Annotated in this window: 20 protein-coding genes; 3 read left to right on the top strand and 17 right to left on the bottom strand. The window is 72.0% G+C overall.

The genetic code is table 11. The features are described 5' to 3' along the window. Positions 1-34 precede the first annotated feature (34 nt). The 8 genes from aroC to rpsD all read right to left on the bottom strand — a co-directional run bounded on the left by aroC (position 35) and on the right by rpsD (position 8,728). Positions 35-1,219: a chorismate synthase gene (aroC, locus tag ACN20G_RS23065; RefSeq protein WP_424214713.1), complete on the bottom strand. Its 1,185-nt coding sequence runs from the start codon at positions 1,217-1,219 to the stop codon at positions 35-37. A 140-nt stretch (positions 1,220-1,359) separates the two neighbouring features. Continuing rightward, entirely contained in the window at positions 1,360-2,181 is an 822-nt protein-coding gene (locus ACN20G_RS23060; protein WP_424214712.1) for a shikimate dehydrogenase, read from the bottom strand. Between the two features lie 33 nt (positions 2,182-2,214). After that, positions 2,215-3,885: an endolytic transglycosylase MltG gene (gene mltG / locus ACN20G_RS23055; RefSeq protein WP_424214711.1), complete on the bottom strand. Its 1,671-nt coding sequence runs from the start codon at positions 3,883-3,885 to the stop codon at positions 2,215-2,217. 84 nt (positions 3,886-3,969) lie between these two features. Beyond that, positions 3,970-4,440 carry a Holliday junction resolvase RuvX gene (ruvX, locus tag ACN20G_RS23050; RefSeq protein ID WP_424214710.1) on the bottom strand — a complete coding sequence of 157 codons (471 nt, stop codon included), beginning with the start codon at positions 4,438-4,440 and terminating at the stop codon, positions 3,970-3,972. A 2-nt stretch (positions 4,441-4,442) separates the two neighbouring features. Continuing rightward, positions 4,443-7,112 carry an alanine--tRNA ligase gene (gene alaS / locus ACN20G_RS23045; protein ID WP_424214709.1) on the bottom strand — a complete coding sequence of 890 codons (2,670 nt, stop codon included), beginning with the start codon at positions 7,110-7,112 and terminating at the stop codon, positions 4,443-4,445. Further along, a complete protein-coding gene (locus tag ACN20G_RS23040; RefSeq protein ID WP_424214708.1) occupies positions 7,112-7,483 on the bottom strand; it encodes a DUF6167 family protein in 372 nt (123 codons plus the stop codon). Before ACN20G_RS23040 ends, alaS begins: the two co-directional genes overlap by 1 nt. A 5-nt stretch (positions 7,484-7,488) precedes the next feature. Beyond that, entirely contained in the window at positions 7,489-7,932 is a 444-nt protein-coding gene (locus tag ACN20G_RS23035) for a DUF948 domain-containing protein (protein ID WP_424214707.1), read from the bottom strand. A gap of 184 nt (positions 7,933-8,116) precedes the next feature. Beyond that, the gene (gene rpsD, locus ACN20G_RS23030; RefSeq protein ID WP_424214706.1) at positions 8,117-8,728 is read right to left on the bottom strand and encodes a 30S ribosomal protein S4; all 612 of its coding nucleotides are present in this window, start codon (positions 8,726-8,728) and stop codon (positions 8,117-8,119) included. Between the two features lie 287 nt (positions 8,729-9,015). On the opposite strand from rpsD, the gene ACN20G_RS23025 reads away from it, so the two are divergent. Then, positions 9,016-9,756: a DUF2470 domain-containing protein gene (locus ACN20G_RS23025; protein ID WP_424214705.1), complete on the top strand. Its 741-nt coding sequence runs from the start codon at positions 9,016-9,018 to the stop codon at positions 9,754-9,756. Here ACN20G_RS23025 and ACN20G_RS23020 read toward each other — a convergent pair. The 5 genes from ACN20G_RS23020 to ACN20G_RS23000 form a co-directional block, all read right to left on the bottom strand. Then, entirely contained in the window at positions 9,740-10,474 is a 735-nt protein-coding gene (locus ACN20G_RS23020) for an HNH endonuclease family protein (RefSeq protein WP_424214704.1), read from the bottom strand. The genes ACN20G_RS23025 and ACN20G_RS23020 overlap by 17 nt on opposite strands. Positions 10,475-10,523: 49 nt before the next feature. Then, complete coding sequence (locus ACN20G_RS23015; RefSeq protein ID WP_424214703.1) at positions 10,524-11,873, bottom strand: replication-associated recombination protein A; 1,350 nt, start codon at positions 11,871-11,873, stop codon at positions 10,524-10,526. Positions 11,874-11,924: 51 nt separating this feature from the next. Beyond that, on the bottom strand, positions 11,925-12,560 hold the full coding sequence (locus ACN20G_RS23010; protein ID WP_424214702.1) for a vitamin K epoxide reductase family protein: 636 nt from the start codon (positions 12,558-12,560) through the stop codon (positions 11,925-11,927). Between the two features lie 175 nt (positions 12,561-12,735). Beyond that, complete coding sequence (gene hisS, locus ACN20G_RS23005) at positions 12,736-14,001, bottom strand: histidine--tRNA ligase (protein WP_424214701.1); 1,266 nt, start codon at positions 13,999-14,001, stop codon at positions 12,736-12,738. 11 nt (positions 14,002-14,012) lie between these two features. Continuing rightward, positions 14,013-14,723 carry an MBL fold metallo-hydrolase gene (locus tag ACN20G_RS23000; protein ID WP_424214700.1) on the bottom strand — a complete coding sequence of 237 codons (711 nt, stop codon included), beginning with the start codon at positions 14,721-14,723 and terminating at the stop codon, positions 14,013-14,015. Between the two features lie 150 nt (positions 14,724-14,873). Between ACN20G_RS23000 and ACN20G_RS22995 the strand changes: the two genes are divergently transcribed. Further along, positions 14,874-15,659: a peptidylprolyl isomerase gene (locus ACN20G_RS22995; RefSeq protein WP_424215644.1), complete on the top strand. Its 786-nt coding sequence runs from the start codon at positions 14,874-14,876 to the stop codon at positions 15,657-15,659. Positions 15,660-15,882: 223 nt separating this feature from the next. Continuing rightward, positions 15,883-17,112 carry a DUF349 domain-containing protein gene (locus ACN20G_RS22990; protein WP_424214699.1) on the top strand — a complete coding sequence of 410 codons (1,230 nt, stop codon included), beginning with the start codon at positions 15,883-15,885 and terminating at the stop codon, positions 17,110-17,112. A gap of 90 nt (positions 17,113-17,202) precedes the next feature. On the opposite strand, the gene ACN20G_RS22985 is transcribed toward ACN20G_RS22990, so the two are convergent. The 4 genes from ACN20G_RS22985 to secD form a co-directional block, all read right to left on the bottom strand. Beyond that, positions 17,203-19,635: a RelA/SpoT family protein gene (locus ACN20G_RS22985; protein WP_424214698.1), complete on the bottom strand. Its 2,433-nt coding sequence runs from the start codon at positions 19,633-19,635 to the stop codon at positions 17,203-17,205. A gap of 242 nt (positions 19,636-19,877) precedes the next feature. Then, positions 19,878-20,432 carry an adenine phosphoribosyltransferase gene (locus ACN20G_RS22980; RefSeq protein WP_424214697.1) on the bottom strand — a complete coding sequence of 185 codons (555 nt, stop codon included), beginning with the start codon at positions 20,430-20,432 and terminating at the stop codon, positions 19,878-19,880. Next, on the bottom strand, positions 20,429-21,484 hold the full coding sequence (secF, locus tag ACN20G_RS22975) for a protein translocase subunit SecF (RefSeq protein ID WP_424214696.1): 1,056 nt from the start codon (positions 21,482-21,484) through the stop codon (positions 20,429-20,431). Before secF ends, ACN20G_RS22980 begins: the two co-directional genes overlap by 4 nt. Position 21,485: 1 nt before the next feature. Beyond that, positions 21,486-23,276 carry a protein translocase subunit SecD gene (secD, locus tag ACN20G_RS22970; protein WP_424214695.1) on the bottom strand — a complete coding sequence of 597 codons (1,791 nt, stop codon included), beginning with the start codon at positions 23,274-23,276 and terminating at the stop codon, positions 21,486-21,488. Positions 23,277-23,310 lie beyond the last annotated feature (34 nt).

Raw genomic sequence — 23,310 nt, 5'->3', positions numbered from 1 at the left:
CCGACCAGGACGACGGCGGGTGCGGTGGCCGCGCTCACCGGATCTGCAGGTTGTCGAGGTAGCCGCGCACGTTGCGACGGGTCTCGGGGACCGAGTCCCCGCCGAACTTCTCCAGCACCGCGTCGGCGAGGACGAGCGCGACCATGGCCTCGGCGACGATGCCGGCGGCCGGGACGGCGCACACGTCGGAGCGCTGGTGGTGGGCGACGGCCGCTTCGCCGGTGGCCACGTCCACGGTGGCCAGGGCGCGCGGCACGGTGGCGATGGGCTTCATCGCGGCGCGCACCCGCAGCAGCTCGCCGGTGGTCAGGCCGCCCTCGGTGCCGCCGGCGCGGCCGGAGGTCCGCTTGATGCCCTCGGGGGTGGTGACGATCTCGTCGTGCGCCTTGGAGCCGGGCACCCGGGCGAGGTCGAAGCCGTCGCCGACCTCGACGCCCTTGATGGCCTGGATGCCCATCAGGGCGGCGGCCAGGCGCGCGTCGAGCCGGCGGTCCCAGTGCACGTGGGAGCCGAGGCCCACGGGGACCCCGTAGGCGAGCACCTCGACGACCCCGCCGAGGGTGTCGCCGTCCTTGTGGGCCTGGTCGATCTCGGCGACCATGGCCTTGCTCGCGTCGGCGTCGAGGCAGCGCACCGGGTCGGCGTCGAGCCTCTCCACGTCGGCGGGGGTCGGGTAGACCCCGTAGGGGGCCTTGGCCGAGGCCAGCTCCACCACGTGGGAGACGATCTCGATGCCGGCGGCCTCCTTGAGGAAGGAGCGGGCGACGGCGCCGAGGGCCACGCGGGCCGCGGTCTCGCGGGCGGAGGCGCGCTCCAGGATCGGGCGGGCCTCGTCGAAGCCGTACTTCTGCATGCCGGCGAGGTCGGCGTGGCCGGGTCGGGGCCGTGTGAGCGGCGCGTTGCGGCCGGTCTCCTTCAGCTCCGAGGGGTCGACCGGGTCGGCCGACATGACCTTCTCCCACTTGGGCCATTCGGTGTTGCCGACCATGACGGCCACCGGGGAGCCCTGCGAGAGGCCGTGCCGGACGCCGCCGAGGAAGGTGACCTCGTCCTGCTCGAACTTCATCCGGGCACCGCGCCCGTAGCCGAGCCGCCGGCGGGCCAGGTGATCGGCCACCAGCTCGGTGGTGACCGGGACGCCGGCGGGAAGGCCCTCCAGCGTCGCGACCAGTGCCGGTCCGTGGGATTCCCCGGCCGTCAGCCAACGCAACCTGCTCAACGATGCTCCTCATGCTCGCGCCTGGTGCTGCCGGCGCGAGTCGGTTGCGCGGACCGCTCCCGCCGCCTCCGATCCTCCCATGCCCGGGGGGTTCGGCCGTCGCGCGGTCCAGAAGGTGGACCCCGGCGGGGCCCGGGGGCTCAGCGGGCGGCCAGCGCCCGTTCCCCCGCCTCGCGCATCACGGCGAGCGGTCCGGGTCGGCCGGTCATGAGCTCCACCTGGAGCACGGCCTGGTGCACGAGCAGGTCCAGCCCGCCCACCACGGCCCCGCCCCGGGCCGCCCAGGCGGCGGCGAGGGGGGTGGGCCAGGGGTCGTAGAGCACGTCGAAGAGGGTGCCGGGGGCCTCGGGAACGGCGCCCGCGAGGGCGTCGAGGGAGCCGGCGGGGGTGGTGGCGACGACCAGCGGGGCGTTCAGGGCCTCGGCGGCCCGGGCCCAGTCGGCGATGCGCACGGGCACCCCGAGGCGTTCGCCCCAGCCGCGCATCTCGGCGGCCCGGGCCTCGGAGCGCACGTGGACGGTGACCTCGCCGGCGCAGATCCCGGCCAGCGCCGCCAGGGCCGAGGAGGCGGTGGCCCCGGCGCCGAGCACGGCGGCGTGGGACACCTTCGTCACCCCGCGTTCGGCGAGGGCGGCGACCATGCCGGGGATGTCGGTGTTCTCGCCGATCCGGCGGCCGTCCCCGGTGAACACCACCGTGTTGACGGCCTCCACCGAGCGGGCGGCCGCGCCGATCTCGTCGAGCATCGGCAGGATCGCCCGCTTGAGCGGCATGGTGAGCGAGAGCCCGGCCCACTCGGGGCCGAGTCCGCCGACGAACCCCGCGAGCGCGGCCTCGTCCACCTCGAACCGGTCGTAGGACCAGTCGACGAGGCCGAGCTCCCGGTGGGCGGCCCGGTGCAGGACCGGGGAGAGGGAGTGCTCGATGGGTGATCCGAGCACCGCCGCACGTCGTATGGCCACTGCCTTGCCGCCCGTTCGTTCGTCCGGTCCGGCCTATCCGCCGGAGTTCTGCTTCTTCTCGGCCTGCCGGGCGTTGAACTCGCGCACGAGCTCGTCGTGCTCGGAGAGGGTCTTGGTGAAGACCGTCTTCTTCCCGTCGACGGAGACGAAGAACATCCACCCGCCGCCGTCCGGGTTGAGGGTCGCGCTCAGCGCCTCGTCACCCGGGTTGCCGATCGGTCCCGGCATCAGGCCACGCCGATTGTAGGTGTTGTACGGGTCGTCGATCTTCCGGGTCTCGGCGACGCTGACGTTGATGTCGCTGGTGCCCTTGATGTAGTTGATGGTGGAGTCCATCTGGAGCAGACGGAAGGTGACCTGGTTGTCGGGCTTGAGGCGGTTGTAGACCACCTCCGCCATCTTGCGGAAGTCGTCGTGGCTCATGCCCTCCGCCTGCACGAGGCTGGCGATGGAGACGACCTGGAGCGGGTTGTCGAGCTTGAGCTCCTTGGCCTTGGTCACGATCCCGGCCGCGTCGTACTTCTCCTTCGCCCGCGCGACCATGCTCTTGAGCACGGACTCGGGGGTCGAGGTCTTGGAGAGGTCGTAGCGCGAGGGATAGAGGAAGCCCTCCAGCGGGTCCTTGATCTGCGGGTCCTGACCGGCCCACGAGGGCAGTCCGAGGTTCTTGGACTCCTTCTTGGCCACGCCGGCGGTGGTGCCCTCGGAGAGTTTGAGCCGTTTGTCGATGTCCTTGTAGACCTCGACGTTGCGCACGCCCTCGCGGACGATGATGGTGTTCAGCGCGGAGGGGTCCGTCATCAGGGCCACGGCCGAGATCGCGGACATCTTCTTGCGCAACGTGTAGACACCGGGTTGGATCGAGGTGCCCCGGCCGACGCTCGCGGCCCGGGTGAATGCCTCGACGCTGGCGACGACCCCGTGTTCCTTGAGGATCCGACCCATCGCGGCCAGGGTCGCGTTCTGCGGGATCTCGATCTCGATCTCGCCCTCGCCCTTGCCGCTGTAGTCCTCGGCGGTGCCGAACCGGCCCTTGAGCCAGTCGTAGCCGTACCACCCGGCCCCGCCGACGCCCACCGCGAGCACCAGGGAGATGACCAGACAGCCGGCCTTGCTGCTCTTGCCGCCGCGGCCCTTGCCCTTGTCCCGGCCGGCCCGCCGGCCGCCGGGGGGCGGGGTGGCGCCGCCGGCCGGGGGCAGGATCCCCTCGGCGCCGGCGGCCCCGTCCTCGTCGGACGCCTGTTCGGGCACGAGGTGCCGGCGGTCCGGGGCCTGCGGCGGCGGATAGGAGCCCTCGGTGCCGTACAGGTCGGGGCCCTCGCCGGGCGGACCGGCGGGTGGCACCTGCCCGTAGGAGTCGGGGACCTGCCCGGTGCCGGGATCCCAGCCCTGGGGCTGCGGCTCCCACCCGGGCCCGCCCTGGGCCTGGGCCTGCGCGTGGGCGTGCGCCTGCACGGCCTGGGCCCGGGCGTACTCCTCGTAGGCCAGTTGCTGCTGGTAGGCGTCCTGCGGATATGCCTGACCGGCCCCGTCGGTGCCGGGGTACCCGCCCGGTTGCTGCGGGTACTGCCCGTAGTGCGCCTGGGCCTGTTGTTGCGGATCGACGGCGTACGGCACCTGCCCCGCCTGCTGTCCCTGGACCCCCTGGTACGGATCCTCGGGGTGCCACGGAGCAGGCCCACGGCCCTGGCCATAGTCGGTCATCGGGTCTCCTGAAGCCGCGAAACGAAAGCCGGGCGACGGCTGTTCGAATGCCGCCACGTCGCGCGGAACGTTACCGTATCGCGATCACATGACCACTTCGACGCACTCGCCGGGCGGATTACCCGATACCCGTTCGGTCTCAAGAGCGTTCTGAAGGATGATCACGGCGGCGGCCTGGTCGATGACCGATCGGCCCTTCTTCGCGTTCCGGCCGGCGGCCCGCAGACCCTGGGCGGCGGTGACCGTGGTCATCCGCTCGTCCACCAGACGCACCGTCACCGGTTGGATGCCCTTGGCGAGTTCCCGGGCGAAGACCCGGACCTTGGCCGCGGCCGGCCCCTCCCGCCCGCTGAGCGAACGGGGGAGGCCGACCACCACTTCGAGCGGTTCGTACTCCTCGACGAGCTTCCGCAGCCGCCGGTGGGCGGCCGGGATGTCCCGACCCGGTACGGTTTCGACCGGTGTGGCCAACATCCCATCGGGGTCGCAGGACGCGACCCCGATCCGGGCGTCGCCCACGTCGATCGCGAGGCGTCGGCCGCGGCGCACGGTCATGCTCAGGCCGTCTCGGTGACGAGGCGCTCGACCGCGGCGATGGCCTCGCCGACGGCGGCCGGGTTCTGGCCACCGCCCTGGGCCACGTCCGGCTTGCCGCCGCCACCGCCGCCGAGGGTCTTGGCGGCGGTGCGCACCAGGTCACCGGCCTTGAGGCCGCGCTCGCGGGCGGCCTCGTTGGTGGCGATCACGGTGAGCGGACGGCCGCCTGCCACGGCGAACAGCGCCACCACGGCCGGCCGGTCGCTGGGGATGCGGCCGCGCACGTCGAGGACCAGCTTGCGCAGGTCGTCGGCGCCGGTGCCGTCCGGGACCTGCCCGGTCACCACGGCCACGCCGCGCACGTCGCGGGCACCCTCGACCAGCCCGGCGGCGGCCTGGAGCACCTTCTCCGCGCGGAACTTCTCGATCTCCTTCTCCGCGTCCTTCAGCTTGGACAGCATCGAGGAGATCTTCTCGGGCAGCTCTTCGGGACGGCCCTTGACCAGTTCCTGGAGCTGGGCGACGACCGTGTGCTCCTTGGCCAGGAAGTTGTACGCGTCCACGCCCACGAGGGCCTCGACCCGGCGCACGCCGGAGCCGATGGAGGACTCGCCGAGCAGCTTGACCAGACCCAGCTGTGCGGTGTTGCCCACGTGGGTGCCGCCGCACAGCTCCTTGGAGAAGTCGCCGATGGTGACCACGCGGACCCGCTCGCCGTACTTCTCGCCGAACTCGGCGATGGCGCCCTGCTTCTTCGCCTCGTCGATGCTCATGATCTCGGCGGTGACGTCCAGCTCGCGCGAGAGCACGTCGTTGATCTTCTGCTCCACGTCGGTCAGCACCGAGCCGGGGACGGCGTTGGGCGAGCCGAAGTCGAAGCGGAAGCGACCGGGCGAGTTCTCCGAACCGGCCTGGGCGGCGGTCGGGCCGAGCGCGTCGCGCAGGGCCTGGTGGGTCAGGTGGGTGGCCGAGTGCGCGCGGGCGATGGCCCGACGGCGCTTGACGTCGATCGCGGCGTAGGCGGCGGCGCCCACGGTGACCTCGCCGACCTGCACCGAACCCTTGTGCACGGAGACGCCGGGGACCGGCTGCTGCACGTCGCGGACCTCGATGACGGCACCGGTGTCGAGCTTGATCCGGCCCTGGTCGGCGAGCTGGCCGCCGCCCTCGGCGTAGAAGGGGGTGCGGTCGAGGACGACCTCGACCTCGTCGCCCTCGGAGGCGGCGGGCGCGGGCACGCCGTTGACCAGGAGGCCGACCACGGTGGACTCGCCCTGGGTGGTGGCGTAGCCGGTGAACTCGGTGGCGCCGGCCGCGTCGGCGATCTCGCGGTAGGAGCTGAGGTCGGCGTGGCCGGTCTTCTTGGCCTTGGCGTCGGCCTTGGCCCGGTCGCGCTGCTCCTGCATCAGGCGGCGGAAGCCGGGCTCGTCCACGGTGAGGCCCTGCTCGGAGGCCATCTCCAGGGTGAGGTCGATCGGGAAGCCCCAGGTGTCGTGGAGCAGGAACGCCTTGTCGCCGGAGAGCACGGTGCCGCCGGCGGCCTTGGTCTCGGTGACGGCGGTGTCGAGGATGTTGGTGCCGCCCTTGAGGGCCTTGAGGAACGCGGCCTCCTCGGCGAGGGCCACGGTCTCGATGCGCTTGCGGTCGGTGAGCAGCTCGGGGTACTGCTGCCCCATCGTCTCGATGACCACGTCGATGAGGTCCTGGACCACCGGGCCGGTGGCGCCCATGAGGCGCATGTTGCGGATGGCGCGGCGCATGATGCGGCGCAGCACGTAGCCGCGGCCCTCGTTGCCGGGGGTGACCCCGTCGCCGATGAGCATGACGGAGGTGCGCATGTGGTCGGCCACGACGCGCATGGACACGTCGGAGTCCTTGGCCGCGCCGTAGCGGACGCCGGTCAGCTCGGTGGCCTTGTCCATGACCACGCGCAGGGTGTCGGTCTCGTACATGTTCTGCACGCCCTGCAGGATCATCGCGAGGCGTTCGAGGCCGAGACCGGTGTCGATGTTCTTGGACGGGAGGTCACCCAGGATCGGGAAGTCCTCCTTGCCGTCGCCGGCGCCCCGCTCGAACTGCATGAAGACGAGGTTCCAGATCTCGACGTAGCGCTCGTCGTTGACGGCCGGGCCGCCCTCGACGCCGAACTCGGGGCCGCGGTCGTAGTTGATCTCGGAGCAGGGGCCGCAGGGGCCGGGGACGCCCATGGACCAGAAGTTGTCCTTCTTGCCCAGGCGCTGGATCCGCTCGGCGGGCACGCCCACCACGTCGCGCCAGATCGTCTCGGCCTCGTCGTCGTCGAGGTAGACGGTGATCCAGAGCTTCTCCGGCTCCAGGCCGAAGCCGCCGTCCGCCACGGGGCTGGTGAGCAGCTCCCAGGCGAGCTTGATGGCGCCTTCCTTGAAGTAGTCGCCGAAGGAGAAGTTGCCGCACATCTGGAAGAAGGTGCCGTGGCGGGTGGTCTTGCCGACCTCTTCGATGTCCGGGGTGCGCACGCACTTCTGGACGCTGGTGGCGCGCGGGGCCGGCGGCTTGGTCTCACCCAGGAAGTAGGGCTTGAACGGGACCATGCCCGCGTTGACCAGCAGCAGAGTCGGGTCGTCCGCGATGAGCGACGCCGAAGGGACAACGGCGTGACCGCGCTCCTCGAAGAAGCTCAGCCAGCGGCGACGAATTTCAGCCGACTCCATCAGTGGTCCTCATTCCGGTTGTGCGACGTGTTCGGTCGGTGGATCGGGGTGGTGCCGGCGGCGGGCCGGTCGGCCGCCTCTCCGGCGATGGCGTGCAGGCGGCGCGGGGCCGGGAGCACGCGGACGTTGTCCGGGCGGTCGGGGTCCTGGGTCAGGCCCAACGCGTCGTTCAGTTCGCCCTCGCGCTGGGTCATGCCCGCCTTGACGTCGAGTGCGAAGCCCTTGAGCCGGTGGCCGGTGTCGACCGCCTTGTCGGCGGCCCGGGCCGCCAGGCTCTCGGGGGTGAGCTGCTGGAGCTTGCGATTGACCTTGGTGGTGGCCCACACGCCGGCTGCGGCGCCGGCGGTGAACCAGAAGGCTCGACGGAACAACGGGCTCAGTCCTTCTGCTGTCGGCGCCGGCCGGGCACGGTGCGGCCCACGATCACGGTGGAGCGGCGGCCCTTCGCGGGCGCCGGGCCCGGCGCGGGGGCCTCGCGGTCCCGGCCGAGGGCCTTGCGCACGCCGTAGCCGAAGGCCGCGACCTTGACGAGGGGACCGCCGAAGGTGGAGGCGACGGTGGAGGAGAGGGCGGAGGCGTTGGCCGCGACCTCCTGCACGTCGCCCGCGATGGCGTCCACGCGGTCGAGCTGGGTGTGCGCGGCGCGGACGGCGCCCTGGGCGTCGCGCAGCAACGGCACGGCCTGGTCGGTGACCTCGGCCACCAGCCGGGTGGTCGCCTTGAGGGTCTGCGCCAGCCGGGCCAGTGCCACGGCCAGGAAGGAGACCAGGATCGCCCAGAAGACGGCCACCAGGATCCCCGCCACCTCGCCACCGGACACGCGCACCGCTCCTCGTCGTAGGGAAAACTCGTCTCCCGACCCTATCGCGCCGGGACCCGTCCGCCGTAACGGAATTGGCAGGTCGCGCGGGCGGGATCGGGGCCGGGAACGGGCCGAGCCCGGCCGCCCCCGCGAAGGGGGAGGACCGGGCTCGGTGGAACAGCGTGAAGAGACCGCGTCCGCGTCAGCGGGCGTAGTACTCGACGACGAGCTGCTCGTCGCAGATCACGGGGACTTCCTTGCGCTGCGGGTCGCGGTCCAGGCGGAACGCCAGGGCCTTCAGGTTGACCTGCAGGTAGCGCGGGGTCTCGCCCTCGCCCGCGTAGCCACCCTCACGGGCGACCTGGAAGGGGTGCTTCTCGCGGCTGCGCTCGCGGACGGTCACGACGTCGTCGGGACGCACGCGGAACGACGGCTTGTCGACCTTGCCGCCGTTGACCTCGATGTGGCCGTGCACGACCATCTGACGGGCCTGGTAGATGGTGCGGGCGATGCCCGAACGCAGGACCAGGGCGTCGAGGCGGCGCTCGAGCTCGATCACGAGGGCTTCGCCGGTCTTGCCTTCGACCTTCTTGGCGCGGTCGTAGGCGCGGGCCAGCTGCTTCTCGCTGATGTCGTACTGGGCACGCAGACGCTGCTTCTCGAGCAGACGGACCTTGTAGTCCGAGGTCTGCTTGCGGCCGCGGCCGTGCTCACCCGGCGGGTAGGGGCGAGCCTCGAAGTACTTGACGGCCTTCGGCGTCAGGGCGATGCCGAGGGCACGAGACTTCTTGACCTTGGGTCGCGACTGGTTCACGGGGAACCTACCTCCATGTAAGTTAGGTGAGCCTTACCTTATTCGAGGAGGACGTAATGTCTCGACCACATGGGATCCCCAAGCCCAGTGCGCATCGCAGTACGGACGAGAAACGATCCACGTCCGCTGACGACGACGATAAGCAAGGTCAGCCGCGTCCCAGGGAAGGCGCTCGACAGCTCACCGGAGCCGAGCGCGTACGAACCCTCGTAGATTCCAACGCCTCAGTATCCCTCACGCTGCCGGGTGCTCGTGACCGGGCACCCGCCGAAGCCTTCGGGACGGGAATGCCGGTCGCGCGGACCGTCACCCCGGACGGGGACGTGATTCTCCTGATCTCCGGGGAGAGTTCGGCGGCCAGGGCGGCCGCTCACGCCCAGGACGACGACGTCACCGCCGTGATCGAGATCACGGACGTGGCGCCGGTGTCCGTGCCCCATCGTATCCGGGCCCGCGCCCGGCTGTCGGGCTGGCTCACCCCGGTGCGCGGCGAGGCCGCCCGCGCCGCCTGCGCCGAGCTGCTCGCCGAACGCCGTCCCGTCCCCGAACTCCTCGGCCTGGCCGAACCCCTCTCCCTCGACCCCGCCCCCGGCCAGTACGGCCGCCCCGCCTGGGTGCTGCTGCGGCTGGAGGTCGGCGAGATCGCCCTGGAGACGCCGGAGGGCGTCGAACGCGTCGACCCCGACCTGCTCGCCGGCGCGGAGCCGGACCCGCTCGTGGACCACGAGGCCGAACTCCTCCAGCACCTGTACGCCGACCACGGCGAGCGGCTCGCCGGGCTGACCGCGCTGCTCGGCCCGCGCGGCGCCGACCGGCCGCGGCCGGTCCCCCTGGCCCTGGACCGGCACGGGCTGCGGGTCCGGTTCCTGCCCCGGGACGGCGCGGCCCCCTTCGACGCCCGCTTCGACTTCCCCCGCCCGCTGGCCGACGTGCGCTGCCTGCGGCGGGCCCTGCGCGGCCTGCTCGGGGCCGCCGACCACGCGGCCGGGCGGACCGTCGGCGGCGGGGCGGTCAGCGACAGGTCGTGAGCAGCTCGCGCAGCGCGTCCCGCTCCGGCGGGGTCACGGTCAGCGCGTACTTGTGCTTGACCCCCACGTACCGGCGGCCGTACTCGCACCAGTACGCGCGGCGCGGCGGGCGCCATTTGTCCGCCGTCTTGCTGCCCTTCTCCTGGTTGGCCCGCTTCTCCACCGCGAGCAGCCCGTCCAGGTCGTTGGCGTAGGCCAGGCGCCGGGCCGGGGTCCAGGCCCACGCCCCGCCCCGCCAGGCCGCGCCCAGGGCCACCACGTGATCGGTCTCGATCCCGGAGGCCCTGCGGTAGGAGTACGGCAGCTCGGTTCCGGTGTAGGGGTCGTGCAGCACCCCCGACAGGACCACGCACGGGTTGCGGTCCCCCTCGCGCGCCCCGGTCAGGTCCCGCCGGAGCACGTCGTCCCGGGTGTCGCAGCCGTTGCGCCCGCCCACCGCGTCGGTCTCGTCCGACCAGCGCGCCCCGCCGGGGGGCTCGAACTCCGCGCGCCGGTAGGTCTGCCAGTTCTGCCCCCAGCCCACGACCAGCTTCTCCAGCCACGCGCGGGCCGTCGCGGCCTCGGGCGGGAAGCCCTCGCTCGCGAGCGGCACCCGCGCGAAGGGCGCCGCCGAGGCCCCGGGCTCCGGTCCCGGGCGGGCGCAGCCGCCGAACGCGAGGGCGCAGAGCAGCGCCCCCGCCATCGCGGTCGCACTCCCCCGCGCGGTCCCTCGCCTCATGCCCCGATGCTGGCCCGACGCCGGCCGGCCCGCACCCGGGGCGCGGCCGTCAGGAGCCGGCGAGGCGCTCGCGGACCATCTCGACCACGTCGGCGTAGCGGGCCTCGGCCCCGTACCGGGTGGGTTGGTAGTAGCGCTTGCCGTGCAGGGCGTCGGGGGCGTACTGCTGGGCGGCGATCGCGCCGGGCACGTCGTGCGGGTACACGTAGCCCTGGGCGTGGCCGAGTTTCTCGGCCCCCTTGTAGTGCCCGTCGCGCAGGTGCGCGGGGACCGGGCCGGCCAGACCGGCGCGCACGTCGGCCAGGGCCGCGCCGATGGCGGTGGTGGCGGTGTTGGACTTGGGGGCCAGGGCCAGGGCGATGGTCACATGGCTGAGGGTGAGGGCGGCCTCGGGAAAGCCGATCATGGCCACGGCCTGGGCGGCGGCCACGGCCAGCGGCAGCGCGCCGGGGTCGGCGAGGCCGATGTCCTCGCTGGCGGAGATCATCAGCCGGCGGGCGATGAAGCGGGGGTCCTCGCCGGCGTCGATCATGCGGGCCAGGTAGTGCAGGGCCGCGTCCGCGTCGGAGCCGCGGATGGACTTGATCAGGGCGCTGGCCACGTCGTAGTGCTGGTCGCCGTCGCGGTCGTAGGTGACGGCGGCGCGGTCCACGGACTCCTCGACCGTGGCCAGGGTGATCGTGTCCTCCTGCTTGGCCAGGGCCGAGCCGGCCGCCGCCTCCAGCGCGGTCAGGGCCCGCCGGGCGTCGCCGCCGGCGACCCGCAGCAGGTGCTCCTCGGCCTCCCGGTCCAGGGTCACGGCGCCGCCGAGGCCGCGCTCCTCGGTGAGGGCGCGGTGCAGCAGGCCGCGCAGGTCCTCGTCGGTGAGGGCCTCCAGGGTGAGCAGGAGGGAGCGGGAGAGCAGCGGGGAGATCACCGAGAAGTAGGGGTTCTCGGTGGTCGCGGCGATCAGGGTGACCCAGCGGTTCTCGACGGCGGGCAGCAGGGAGTCCTGTTGGGCCTTGCTGAAGCGGTGGATCTCGTCGAGGAAGAGGACGGTCTCGCGGCCGTAGCCGCCGACCGCCCGGCGGGCGCCCTCGATGACGGCCCGGACCTCCTTGACGCCCGCGGTGATCGCCGAGAGTTCCACGAAGCGCTTGTTGGTGGCCTTGCTGACCACGTGGGCCAGGGTGGTCTTGCCGATCCCGGGCGGTCCCCACAGGATCACCGAGGAGGCCCCGGCGGGGCCGCCGGCGCCCTCGCCCACGAGGCGGCGCAGCGGGGAGCCCGTCTTCAGCAGGTGCCGCTGGCCGACCACCTCGTCCAGGGTGCGCGGGCGCATCCGGACCGCGAGCGGGGCGCTCGACGGGTCCTTCTCCTGGCGTTCCTCGGCGGCTGCGGTGAAGAGATCGGGTTCCACGCGGCCAGCCTAATGCCCGGGTCCGACAGCCGGTCGCGGGTCGGGCTCGGGTCAGGAGGTCCAGAACTCCCACCAGCGGGTCAGGATCAGCATGCCGATGATCCCGATGTGCAGCACGGGGGCGACCCAGGGGAACTCGCCGAAGAAGGACCGCAGCCAGGCCGGGGCGGGCAGCAGGCCCTCGCGGACGTTGAAGGCGGTGACGTACCAGAACAGGGTGATCGTGGCGACCCAGGCCAGGCAGCACCACAGGCACAGCGAGTTGATGTTGTAGAGCGACTGGTAGGTCAGCCAGGCGCAGAAGACCACGCCGAACAGGGTGCCCGCGTTGAACGTGAGCCAGTACCAGCGGCGGGCCCGGGCCCCGGCCAGCACGCTCGCGCCGACCCCGATCACGATCCCGTAGGCCACCAGGCCCAGCATCGGGTTGGGGAAGCCGAACGCGGATGCCTGCTCGCTCTTCATGATGTTGCCGCAGGAGACGATCGGGTTGAGGCTGCACCCGGGGGTGAAGTTCGGGTCCTCCAGCAGCTTGAACTTGTCGAGGGTGATCACCCAGGCGGCGAGCAGACCGGCCGCCCCGGTGATCACGAACAGCCAGGCCAGGCCGCGTCCGGGGGCGAGGGCGCGGCCCGCGGGCGGCTGCTCGGCGCCGGTCCGGCCGGCTCCCTGGGTCCTCGTGGTCATCGTGGCCGCACCGCCGCTCCGTCGTTCTCTCGGCGGGCCGCGGGGGGCCTCTCGCCGCGCCGGGGTCTTCCGGCTCGGGCCATTGTGCCGTACCCGCCTGTGCGCGAGGGCGGGCGGGGAGTCTCCTCCCGGCCCGCCCTCACCGGGCCCCGGGGCCCGGCCGTTCCCGCCGGTCTCAGCCGGCCAGGCGCGCGGTCAGCTTGGCGAGGACCTCGGTCACGGGCAGGGCCTCCTGCTCGCCGCTCTCCAGGTCCTTGAGCTGCACGACGCCCTCGGCCAGGTCGCGTTCGCCGGCGATCAGGGCGAACCGGGCGCCGGAGCGGTTGGCGTCCTTCATGGCGCCCTTGAGGCCCTTGCCGCCGTAGCCGAAGTCGGCGGCGATCCCGGCCTTGCGGGCCTCGGTGACCAGGCCGAACAGGGTGCGCCGGGCCTCCTCGCCGAGGGCCACGGCGAACACGTCGGTGACGCGGGGCAGGTCGAGGACCACGCCCTCGGCCTCCAGCGCGAGCACCGTGCGGTCCACGCCCAGGGCCCAGCCCACCGAGGGCAGCGCGGGGCCGCCGATCATCTCGGACAGGCCGTCGTAGCGGCCGCCGCCGCCGACCGCGGACTGGGAGCCGAGGCCGTCGTGGACGAACTCGAAGGTGGTGCGGGTGTAGTAGTCCAGGCCGCGCACGAGCCGGTCGTCGTCCTCGAAGGCCACGCCGGCGGCGGTGATCAGCTCGCGGACCTCAGCGTGGTAGGCCCGGCACGCCTCGCACAGGTGGTCGCGCAGCAGCGGGGCGTCGACGAGCTGCTTCTGGACCGCGTCGCGCTTGTCGTCCAGGACGCGCAGCGGGTTGATCTCGATCCGACGGACGGTCTCCTCGTCGAGGTCGAGGCCGCGCAGGAAGGTCTGGAGGGCCTCGCGGTAGACCGGGCGGCACTCCTTGTCGCCCAGCGAGTTCAGCAGGATGCGGAAGTTCCGCAGGCCCAGCGAGCGGTACGCCTGGTCGGCGAGGATGATCAGCTCGGCGTCCAGCGCCGGGTCCTCGGCCCCGATGGCCTCGGCGCCGACCTGGGAGAAGTGCCGGTAGCGGCCCTTCTGCGGGCGCTCGTAGCGGTAGTAGGAGCCGGAGTACCAGAGCTTCACGGGCAGGTTGCCGCGCTTGTGCAGGTTGGCCTCCAGGGCGGCGCGGAGCACCGACGCGGTGCCCTCGGGGCGCAGCGCCAGCTCGTCGCCGCCCTTGGTGGTGAGGGTGTACATCTCCTTGGTGACGATGTCGGTGGACTCCCCGACGCCGCGCGCGAAGAGGTTCACGTCCTCGAACCCGGGGGTCTCCACGTAGCCGTAGCCGGCGGTCCGCAGCGGGGCGGCGATGGCCTCGCGGACGGCGAGGTAGCGGGCCGAGTCCGGGGGGAGCAGGTCGTACGTGCCCTTGGGGGCCTGGAAGGTGCTCACGTCGTCTTTCTTCACATTCCTCGTCGGGGGGCGGCGGTGCCGTTCCCCAGGCCGGCGGCGACTTCCCGCAGGTACGGGTTGGTCGCGCGTTCACGGCCGATGGTGGTCTGGGGGCCGTGGCCGGAGAGGACCACGGTCGAGTCGTCGAGCGGCAGGCACACCCGGCCCAGCGAGCGGAGGATCTCCGCGTGGGAGCCCCCCGGCAGGTCGGTGCGGCCGATGGAGCCGGCGAAGAGCAGGTCGCCGGAGAACAGCACCGGGGGGATCTCCGGGTTCTCGGGCAGCCGGAACGTCACCGACCCCTTGGTATGGCCGGGGGCGTGCGCGACGGAGAACTCCAGACCGGCCAGCTTCAGGGCGGCGCCGTCGGAGAGGGTGCGGACGTCGTCGGGCTCGCCGACGGTCAGCTCGCCCATCAGCGGCATCCCGATGGAGCGGCCGAGGGCCTTCTCGGGATCGCTCATCATGTAGCGGTCCTCGGGGTGGATCCAGGCGGGCACGTCGTGCGCGCCGCACACCGGGACCACCGAGGCCACGTGGTCGATGTGGCCGTGGGTGAGGACCACCGCGACGGGCTTGAGCCGGTGCTTGCGGAGGGTCTCCTCGACGCCCTGGGCGGCCTGGTGGCCGGGGTCGATGATCACGCACTCCTCGCCGGCGGCGGGGGCGACCACGTAGCAGTTGGTCCCCCAGGCCCCGGCGGGGAATCCGGCAATCAGCACGTTCGTCCTCGGATCGTCGTCTGGGCGATGGGCCGGGAGGGGTTCCCGGCAGGTCAGAGCCTACCGGCGCCTCTCCTCACACAGCGAACCCATATACGGTACGTGGCTAACCGACTCGGACAGGCAGTCGAGGAACGCAAGGAGTATCCGGTGGTCACCAGCGATCAGCGGCGGCGGCAGCTCGCCCGGGAGAAGTTCGAGCGCCAGCAGCAGCGGCGGGCCCAGGCGCGGAGCCGGGCCAAACGGCGCAACCTGGCCATCGGGGCCGGCGCGGTGGTGGTGGTCGGCGGGGTGATCGCCCTGGCCGTGTCCGGGGTCTTCGGCGGCGACACGAAGAAGGACCCGCAGGCATCGGCCTCGTCCTCCACCCCGCCCAGCAACGAGCCCACCCCGGAGAAGTCCCCCTCGCCCGCGATGGCGATCGACAAGGGCGCGAAGTACACGTTCACCCTCAAGACCAACGAGGGCGACCTGAGCATCACGATGGACGCGTCGAAGACCCCCGAGACCGTCAACTCCTTCAAGGCGTTGGCCGACAAGGGCTACTTCGACAAGACCAAGTGCCACCGGCTGACCACCGCCGGGATCTTCGTGCTCCAGTGCGGCGACCCGCAGGGCACCGGCATGGGCGGCCCCGGCTACACCATCAAGGACGAGAACCTCGGCGCCCTGGGCAAGGCCGACAAGTCCGGCCAGGTGATCTACCCGGCGGGCACCGTGGCGATGGCCAACACCAGCACCCCGAACTCCGGCGGCAGCCAGTTCTTCCTGGTCTACAAGGACAGCCCGCTGACCCCGACCTACACCCCGTTCGGCACCCTGGACGCGGCCGGGCTGAAGGTCGTGGAGAACGTGGCCAAGGACGGCACCGCCGCCGACGGCACCGCGCCGAAGAAGCCCGTGACCATCGAGAAGGCGACCGTGGCCAAGAACTGACCGGCCCCGGCCCGGCCGCCGACCCGCGTCGGCGGCCGGGATCGATCAGGGCCGAAGGTCCCGCCCGGGTCCTGTCGGTGATATTGCGTGCCGCCGGATGCGGACAGCCGGGCCGGCGTTCGCCTATGTTGGCGTTGTGCAGGGCGGGCACTGCCCGCCCCAGGAAACTGTGGACGATGCCCGGGGGTGATCCCCCACGGAGGCATCAGGTGGAGGAGGCGCTGTGAGCAGCGACCCGTGGGGCCGCGTCGACGAGACGGGCACCGTGTACGTGCGTACGGCCGAGGGCGAGCAGGTCGTCGGTTCCTGGCAGGCCGGGACCCCCGAGGAGGCACTGGCCTACTTCGAGCGCAAGTACGAGGGCCTGGTGGTCGAGATCGGCCTCCTCGAACGACGGGTGCGGACCACCGACCTGTCCTCGAAGGACGCGCAGGTCGCGATCGACCACCTGCGCACGCAGGTGGACGAGCACCACGCCGTGGGCGATCTCGAAGCGCTCCGCAAGCGGCTCGACGCCCTGGTGGGCACGGTCGAGTCGCGGCGCGAGGAGCGCAAGGCGCAGAAGGCCAAGCAGAGCGACGAGTCCCGCAAGGCCAAGGAGGACCTGGTCGCCGAGGCCGAGCAGCTGGCGCAGAGCGACCAGTGGCGTTCGGCCGGCGAGCGGCTGCGGGCCCTGGTCGACATCTGGAAGGGCCTGCCGCGTCTGGACCGCAAGTCCGACGACGAGCTGTGGCACCGCTTCTCGCACGCCCGCTCGGCGTTCTCCAAGCGTCGCAAGGCGCACTTCGCGTCCCTGGACGCGCAGCGCGAGGACGCCCGCAAGGTCAAGGAGAAGCTGGTCTCCGAGGCCGAGGCGCTGGCCAAGTCCACCGACTGGGGTCCGACGGCGGCCCGCTACCGCGAGCTGATGGCGGACTGGAAGGCGGCCGGGCGCGCCCAGCGCGAGTCCGAGGACGACCTGTGGAACCGCTTCCGGGGCGCCCAGGACGTGTTCTTCGCGGCCCGCTCCGAGGTGTTCGCGGTCCGCGACGCCGAGCAGGTGGAGAACCTGGGGCTCAAGGAGGCGCTGGCGGACGAGGCCGAGAAGCTCGTTCCCGTCACCGACCTGAAGGCGGCCCGGGCCGCGTTCCGCTCGCTCAACGAGCGCTGGGAGGCCATCGGCCACGTGCCGCGCGACGCCCGGCCGAAGGTCGAGGGCCGGATGCACGCCGTGGAGCGGGCCATCCAGGAGTCGGAGGAGGCCGAGTGGCGCCGGACCAACCCGGAGGCGCGGGCCCGCGCCGCCGGTCTGACCGGTCAGCTCCAGGCCGCCGTGGACAAGCTGCGCGGTCAGATCGACGTGGCGCGCGCGGCCGGCAACAACGCCAAGGCCGACAAGCTGGCGCGTGAGCTGGAGGGCCGCCAGGCCCTGCTCGACCAGGCCCTGAAGGGTCTGGAGGAGTTCGGCGGCTGAGCCGTCCGCCCAGCGCGTGTGAAAGGGCCCCGGCCCGGGAGTCTCCTCCCGGGCCGGGGCCCTTTCACATGTGCCGCGTCGGGCCGCCCGTCAGGGGCGGCGGGCGGAGGTCACGCGGTACACGTCGTACACGCCCTCCACGCCCCGTACGGCCTTCAGCACGTGTCCCAGGTGCTTGGGGTCGCCCATCTCGAAGGTGAACCGAGAGGTGGCCACCCGGTCCCGGGAGGTCTGCACGGCCGCCGACAGGATGTTGACGTGCTGGTCGGACAGGACCCGGGTGACGTCCGAGAGCAGTCGGGACCGGTCCAGCGCCTCCACCTGGATGGCGACGAGGAACACCGAGGACTGGGTGGGGGCCCATTCGACGGCGAGGATCCGCTCCGGCTGCTGCGAGAGGGAGTCCACGTTCACGCAGTCGGCCCGGTGCACCGAGACCCCGCTGCCGCGCGTGACGAAGCCGATGATCGGGTCCCCGGGCACAGGGGTGCAGCAGCGGGCCAGCTTGACCCACACGTCGTCGACGCCCTTGACCACGACCCCGGGGTCGTTGTTCCCGCGCCGCTTGGCGCGGCCCCGGGCCGGGGGCACGACCTCCTCGATGTCCTCGCCGGCCGCCTCCTCCCCGCCGAGGGCCTGCACGAGCTTCTGCACGACGCCCTGCGCGGCCACGTGCCCCTCGCCGATCGCGGCGTAGAGGGAGGAGATGTCGGGGTAGCGCATCTCGTGGGCGAGGGTGACCAGCGAGTCGCCGGTCAGTATCCGCTGGATCGGCAGGCCCTGCTTGCGCATGGCGCGGGCGATCGCGTCCTTGCCCTGTTCGATGGCCTCGTCGCGGCGTTCCTTGGAGAACCAGGCGCGGATCTTGTTGCGGGCCCGCGGGGACTTCACGAAGCCCAGCCAGTCGCGGGACGGGCCCGCGCCCTCGGCCTTGGAGGTGAACACCTCCACCAGGTCGCCGTTGTCGAGGGTGGACTCCAGCGGCACCAGCCGGCCGTTGACCCGGGCCCCTATGGTGCGGTGGCCCACCTCGGTGTGCACGGCGTAGGAGAAGTCCACCGGGGTGGCGCCGGCGGGCAGGGCGATCACGTCGCCCTTGGGCGTGAAGACGAAGACCTCGTTGCGGGAGAGGTCGAAGCGCAGCGAGTCGAGGAACTCGCCGGGGTCCTCGGTCTCCTTCTGCCAGTCCAGCAGCTGGCGCAGCCAGGCCATGTCGTTGACGGTGTCGTGCCCGGCGGAGCCCTTGGCGGCCTGGGGCACGTCGGTGCGGACCTTGGAGGCCCCGGCGACCGTCTGCTGCTTGTACTTCCAGTGCGCCGCGATGCCGTACTCGGCGCGGCGGTGCATGTCGAAGGTGCGGATCTGGAGCTCGACGGGCTTGCCGTTGGGTCCGATGACCGTCGTGTGCAAGGACTGGTACATGTTGAACTTCGGCATCGCGATGTAGTCCTTGAACCGGCCGGGGACCGGGTTCCAGCGCGCGTGCACGGTGCCCAGGGCCGCGTAGCAGTCCCGGACCGTGTCGACCAGGACCCGGATGCCGACCAGGTCGTAGATCTCGGCGAAGTCGCGACCGCGCACGATCATCTTCTGGTACACGCTGTAGTAGTGCTTGGGCCGACCGGTGACGGTGGCCTTGATGCGGGCGGCCCGCAGGTCGGTCTGGACCTCGTCGGTGACGATGGCCAGGTACTCGTCCCGCTTGGGGGCGCGCTCGGCGACGAGGCGGACGATCTCGTCGTACATCTTCGGGTAGAGGATCGCGAAGGCGAGGTCCTCCAGCTCCCACTTGATGGTGTTCATGCCCAGCCGGTGGGCGAGCGGGGCGTAGATCTCCAGGGTCTCGCGGGCCTTCTTCTCCTGCTTCTCCCGCTTGAGGTAGCGCATGGTGCGCATGTTGTGCAGGCGGTCGGCGAGCTTGATGACCAGCACCCGGGGGTCCTTGGCCATGGCCACGACCATCTTGCGCACGGTCTCGGCCTGGGCGGCCTCGCCGAACTTGACCCGGTCGAGCTTGGTGACCCCGTCCACCAGGAGGGCGACGGCGTCGCCGAAGTCGCGGCGCAGGTCCTCCAGGCCGTACTCGGTGTCCTCGACGGTGTCGTGGAGCAGCCCGGCCATCAGGGTGGCCGGGTCCATGCCGAGTTCGGCGAGGATGGTGGTGACGGCGAGCGGGTGGGTGATGTACGGGTCGCCGCTCTTGCGCTTCTGGCCCCGGTGCCAGCGTTCGGCGACCTGGTACGCCTGTTCGATCTGGCGCAGGGTGCCGGTCTCGGTCTTGGGGTCGTTGCCCCGGACTATCCGCAGCAGGGGTTCCAGCACCGGGTTGTACGGGTTGGAACGCTGACCGCCGAGTCGGGCCAGACGGGCCCGGACGCGGTTGGAGGAGCCCGCCGTCCGTGACGGGGCGGGCTTGGCCGGCGCGGGGCCCTTGGCGACCGGGGCGAGCGGGGCGGGCGTGGACCCGGCCGGCTCGGGGTTCGCGGGCTGCGCGGCGGACAGTGGCTGGACCTCGTCTGGCAAGAGCGCTCCTCGTGCGGATCCGGGGCCCCGGTCAGGTCCGGATAAACCATGGTAGCGAGGTCGGGCCGGGCGCGTTCCCCGAGGAGAGCGCGCGGCCCGACAGGGCGGGTTTCGGCCGTCGCACGGCGCGTGCGCGGGCGCGGGCCCCGGCGTGCGGGACCTCGGGGAACGGGCGAGGGCCCCGTGCCTCCTGGTGGGGGAAGCGCGGGGCCCTCGGTCGTGCGTGCGACGCGCGTGCCGGCTCAGACCACGAGCAGGGCGTCCAGTGGTGCCTCGGCCAGGAGCGGGGCGAGCCGTTCGCGGCCGGGCAGGAAGGACAGCTCCATGAGCACGGCCACGCCGGCCGGGCGGGCGCCGGCGCGACGGATCAGCTCCAGGGAGGCCGCGGCGGTGCCGCCGGTGGCCAGCACGTCGTCGATGACCAGCACGCGGTCCTCGGGGGTGAGGGCCTCGGCGTGGATCTCGATCTCGGCGCTGCCGTACTCCAGGTCGTAGGACTGGGAGAGGGTGGCCCCGGGGAGCTTGCCGGCCTTGCGGACGGGCACGAAGCCGATGCCGGCGCGGACCGCGACGGGGGCGGCGAGGATGAACCCGCGCGCCTCCAGCCCGACGATCTTCGTGATCCCGCGGTGCGCGGCGAGGTCGGCGAAGGCGTCGGTGAGGACGGTGAACGCCTTCGGGTCGGCGAGCAGCGGGGTGATGTCCTTGAAGACCACGCCCGGCTGGGGGTAGTCGGGGACGTCCACGATCCGCGAGACCAGCAGTTCGCGTGCCTCGGGGGTCAGCAGGTCGGTCATCCGCGCCGTCCCGAGGCCCTGCCGGCGGCGCGGCCGGTGGTGGGGGCGGGCACCTCGGAGGCGGGGCCGAGGCCGTCCGTCTCCTCGCCGCTCGCGCGCTTGGCCAGCACCCGGCGCCGCAGGGCCTTCATGGCCGGGTCCCGCTCCTTGAGGTCCACGACCAGCGGGGTCGCGATGAAGATCGAGGAGTAGGCACCGGCGGCGAGGCCGACGAACAGGGAGAGCGAGATGTCGTTCAGCATGCCCGCGCCGAGGAAGCCGCCGCCGATGAACAGCAGCGCGCCGACCGGGAGGAGGGCCACGACGGTGGTGTTGATGGAGCGGACCAGGGTGCCGTTGATGGAACGGTTGGCCAGCTCGCTGTAGGTGAAGCGGGTCTGCTTGCCGATGTCCTTGGTGGCCTCCTTGAGGCCGTCGAAGACGACGACGGTGTCGTAGAGGGAGTAGCCGAGGATGGTCAGCAGACCGATCACGGTGCCCGGGGTGACCTCGAAGCCGACGAGCGCGTACACGCCGACGGTGATGGTGAGGTCGTGGATCAGGGCGATGAGGGCGGCGACGGCCATCCGCCATTCGAAGGCGATGGCCAGGTAGATCACCACGAGGATCATGAAGATCCCGAGGCCGGTCCACGCCTTGTTGGCGATCTGCGAGCCCCAGCTCGGGCCGACCAGGTCGGCGCCGATCTGGCCCTCGTCCACCTTCAGGTCGCGGGCCAGGTCCTTCTTGACGTTCGCGGCCTCGTTGGTGTCCAGCTCCGAGATCTGGATCCGCATCGAGCCGGTGCCCAGCTCCTGCACGATGGCCGGGTGGCCGGATGCCTTCTCGGCGGCGCGTTCGGCCTGGGCCACCGTGACGGAGGCGCTCGGGGTGGTGAAGACCGCGCCGCCCTTGAACTCGATGCCCATGTTGAGGCCCTTGAAGGCCAGGGCGGCGATGGCGACGATCGTGATCAGTACGGAGACGCCGTACCAGAGGAATCGCTTGCCGACGAAGTCGTACCCGACCTCGCCGCGGTAGAGCTTGGCGCCGATATCTCCCAGCTTCGACATCTCACGCCTCCTTTGCTTCGACGGGGGCGGTGGTGCGACGGGACCGGCGCAGCGGGGGCTTGGCGCCCAGGCGCTTGGGGTCGAGGCCGGACCACGGGTGACCGCTCGCGAAGAACTTCGTGCGGGCCAGCAGGGTCATGACGGGCTTGGTGAAGAACCAGACCACGACCACGTCGAGGACGGTGGTCAGACCCAGGGTGAAGGCGAAGCCCTGCACCTTGCCGACGGTGACGATGAAGAGCACCGCGGCGGCGAGGAAGGAGACGAAGTCCGAGACGAGGATGGTGCGGCGGGCCCGGGGCCACGCGCGCTCCACGGCCGGCAGCAGGGTGCGTCCCTCGCGGACCTCGTCGCGGATGCGTTCGAAGTACACGATGAAGGAGTCCGCCGTGATGCCGATCGCGACGATCGCGCCGCAGACGGCCGGCAGGTTCAGGGCGAAGCCGATGCCCTTTCCGAGCAGCGCCATGATCGTGTAGGTCAGCGCGGCCGAGACCAGCAGGGAGACGATCGCGATGATCGCCAGACCCCGGTAGTAGACCAGCAGGTAGATCACGACGAGCACGAGGCCGATGGCGCCCGCGATCAGACCGGCCTTGAGCTGCTCGCCACCGAGGGCGGCGGTCACGGTCGTGACGCTGTCCTCCTGGAAGGAGAGCGGCAGGGCGCCGTAGGACAGCATGTTGCCGAGGTCCTGGGCGGACTGCTGGTTGAAGCCGCCGGAGATCTCGGCGTTGCCGCCGGTCAGGGCGGAGGTGACGTACGGGTCGGAGACGACCTCGCCGTCGAGCACGATCGCGAACTGGTTCTGCGGGGACTGCTTGGCGGCCAGCTCACCGGTGATCTTGGCGAACTTGTCGGCGCCCTTGTCGGTGAACTGCATGGTCACGATCCAGGCGCCGCGCTGCGGGTCGAGCTGACCCTTGGCGTCGGAGACGTCCTGGCCGTCCACGGCGGCCGGGCCGAGCAGCCACTTGCCCCAGCCGCCCTGGCTCGGGCCACAGGCCACGGTGGGCTCGCTGGACTTCGCCGACTTGCCGGCGGTGGCGCGGACCGACTCCTTGGAGCAGTCCAGGGCCGCGAACTGGGCCTGGAGGTCGGCGGCGGCCTTGTCCGGGGCGGGGGCCGAGGCGCTCGGGGTGGCCTTGGGGTCGTCTGCCTTCTTCGACTCGCTCGCCTGGGGCGAGGGGGAACCGGACGCCGACGGGGCCTTGAGGGCCTCGCTGACGGCACGGCCCTGCGAAGTGGCGCTGGACGACGGCTTGGCGGAGGGCGAGTTCGAGCCCTCGGCCTTGGGGGCACCCGAACCGGAGGCGGAGGGCTTGGCCGAGGGGGACCCGGAGGAGGAGCTGCTCGGGGTCGGCTCGGGGACGGCCGGACCGGCGGGGGCGAAGGCGATGACCGGGCGGAAGTACAGCTGGGCGGTGGTGCCGACCTGGTCCCGGGCCTGCTTCTCGTTCGTCCCCTTGGGGATGTTCACGATGATGTGGTCGCGGCCCTGACGCTGGACCTCGGCCTCGGACACGCCGAGACCGTTGACGCGGCGCTCGATGATGCCGATCGCCGTGTCCATGTTGGTGTCGTTGATCGCGTCGGGCTTGCCCGGTTCGCTCTTCGCCTTGAGCGTGATGCTCGTACCGCCGGCGAGGTCGATGCCGAGCCGTGGTGTGGTCTGCTTGGACGCGAACATCCCGGCGGTGAGCGCCACCAGTGCGATCAGGATGAAGGCCAGGGCGCGGCCCGGCCTCCCCTGAGCCCCCGTGGGCCGTCGGCCCTTCTTCGGTGCTGCCACCTGTCGTAACTCCCTGTCCAACCGCCCCGCGCCC

Origin of the sequence: Streptomyces dryopteridis, assembly GCF_049606955.1 — a bacterium.
Taxonomy (GTDB): Bacteria; Actinomycetota; Actinomycetes; order Streptomycetales; family Streptomycetaceae; genus Streptomyces.
Note: the sequence above shows the minus strand (reverse complement) of the source record. Positions and strands in the feature narration are given on the sequence as shown.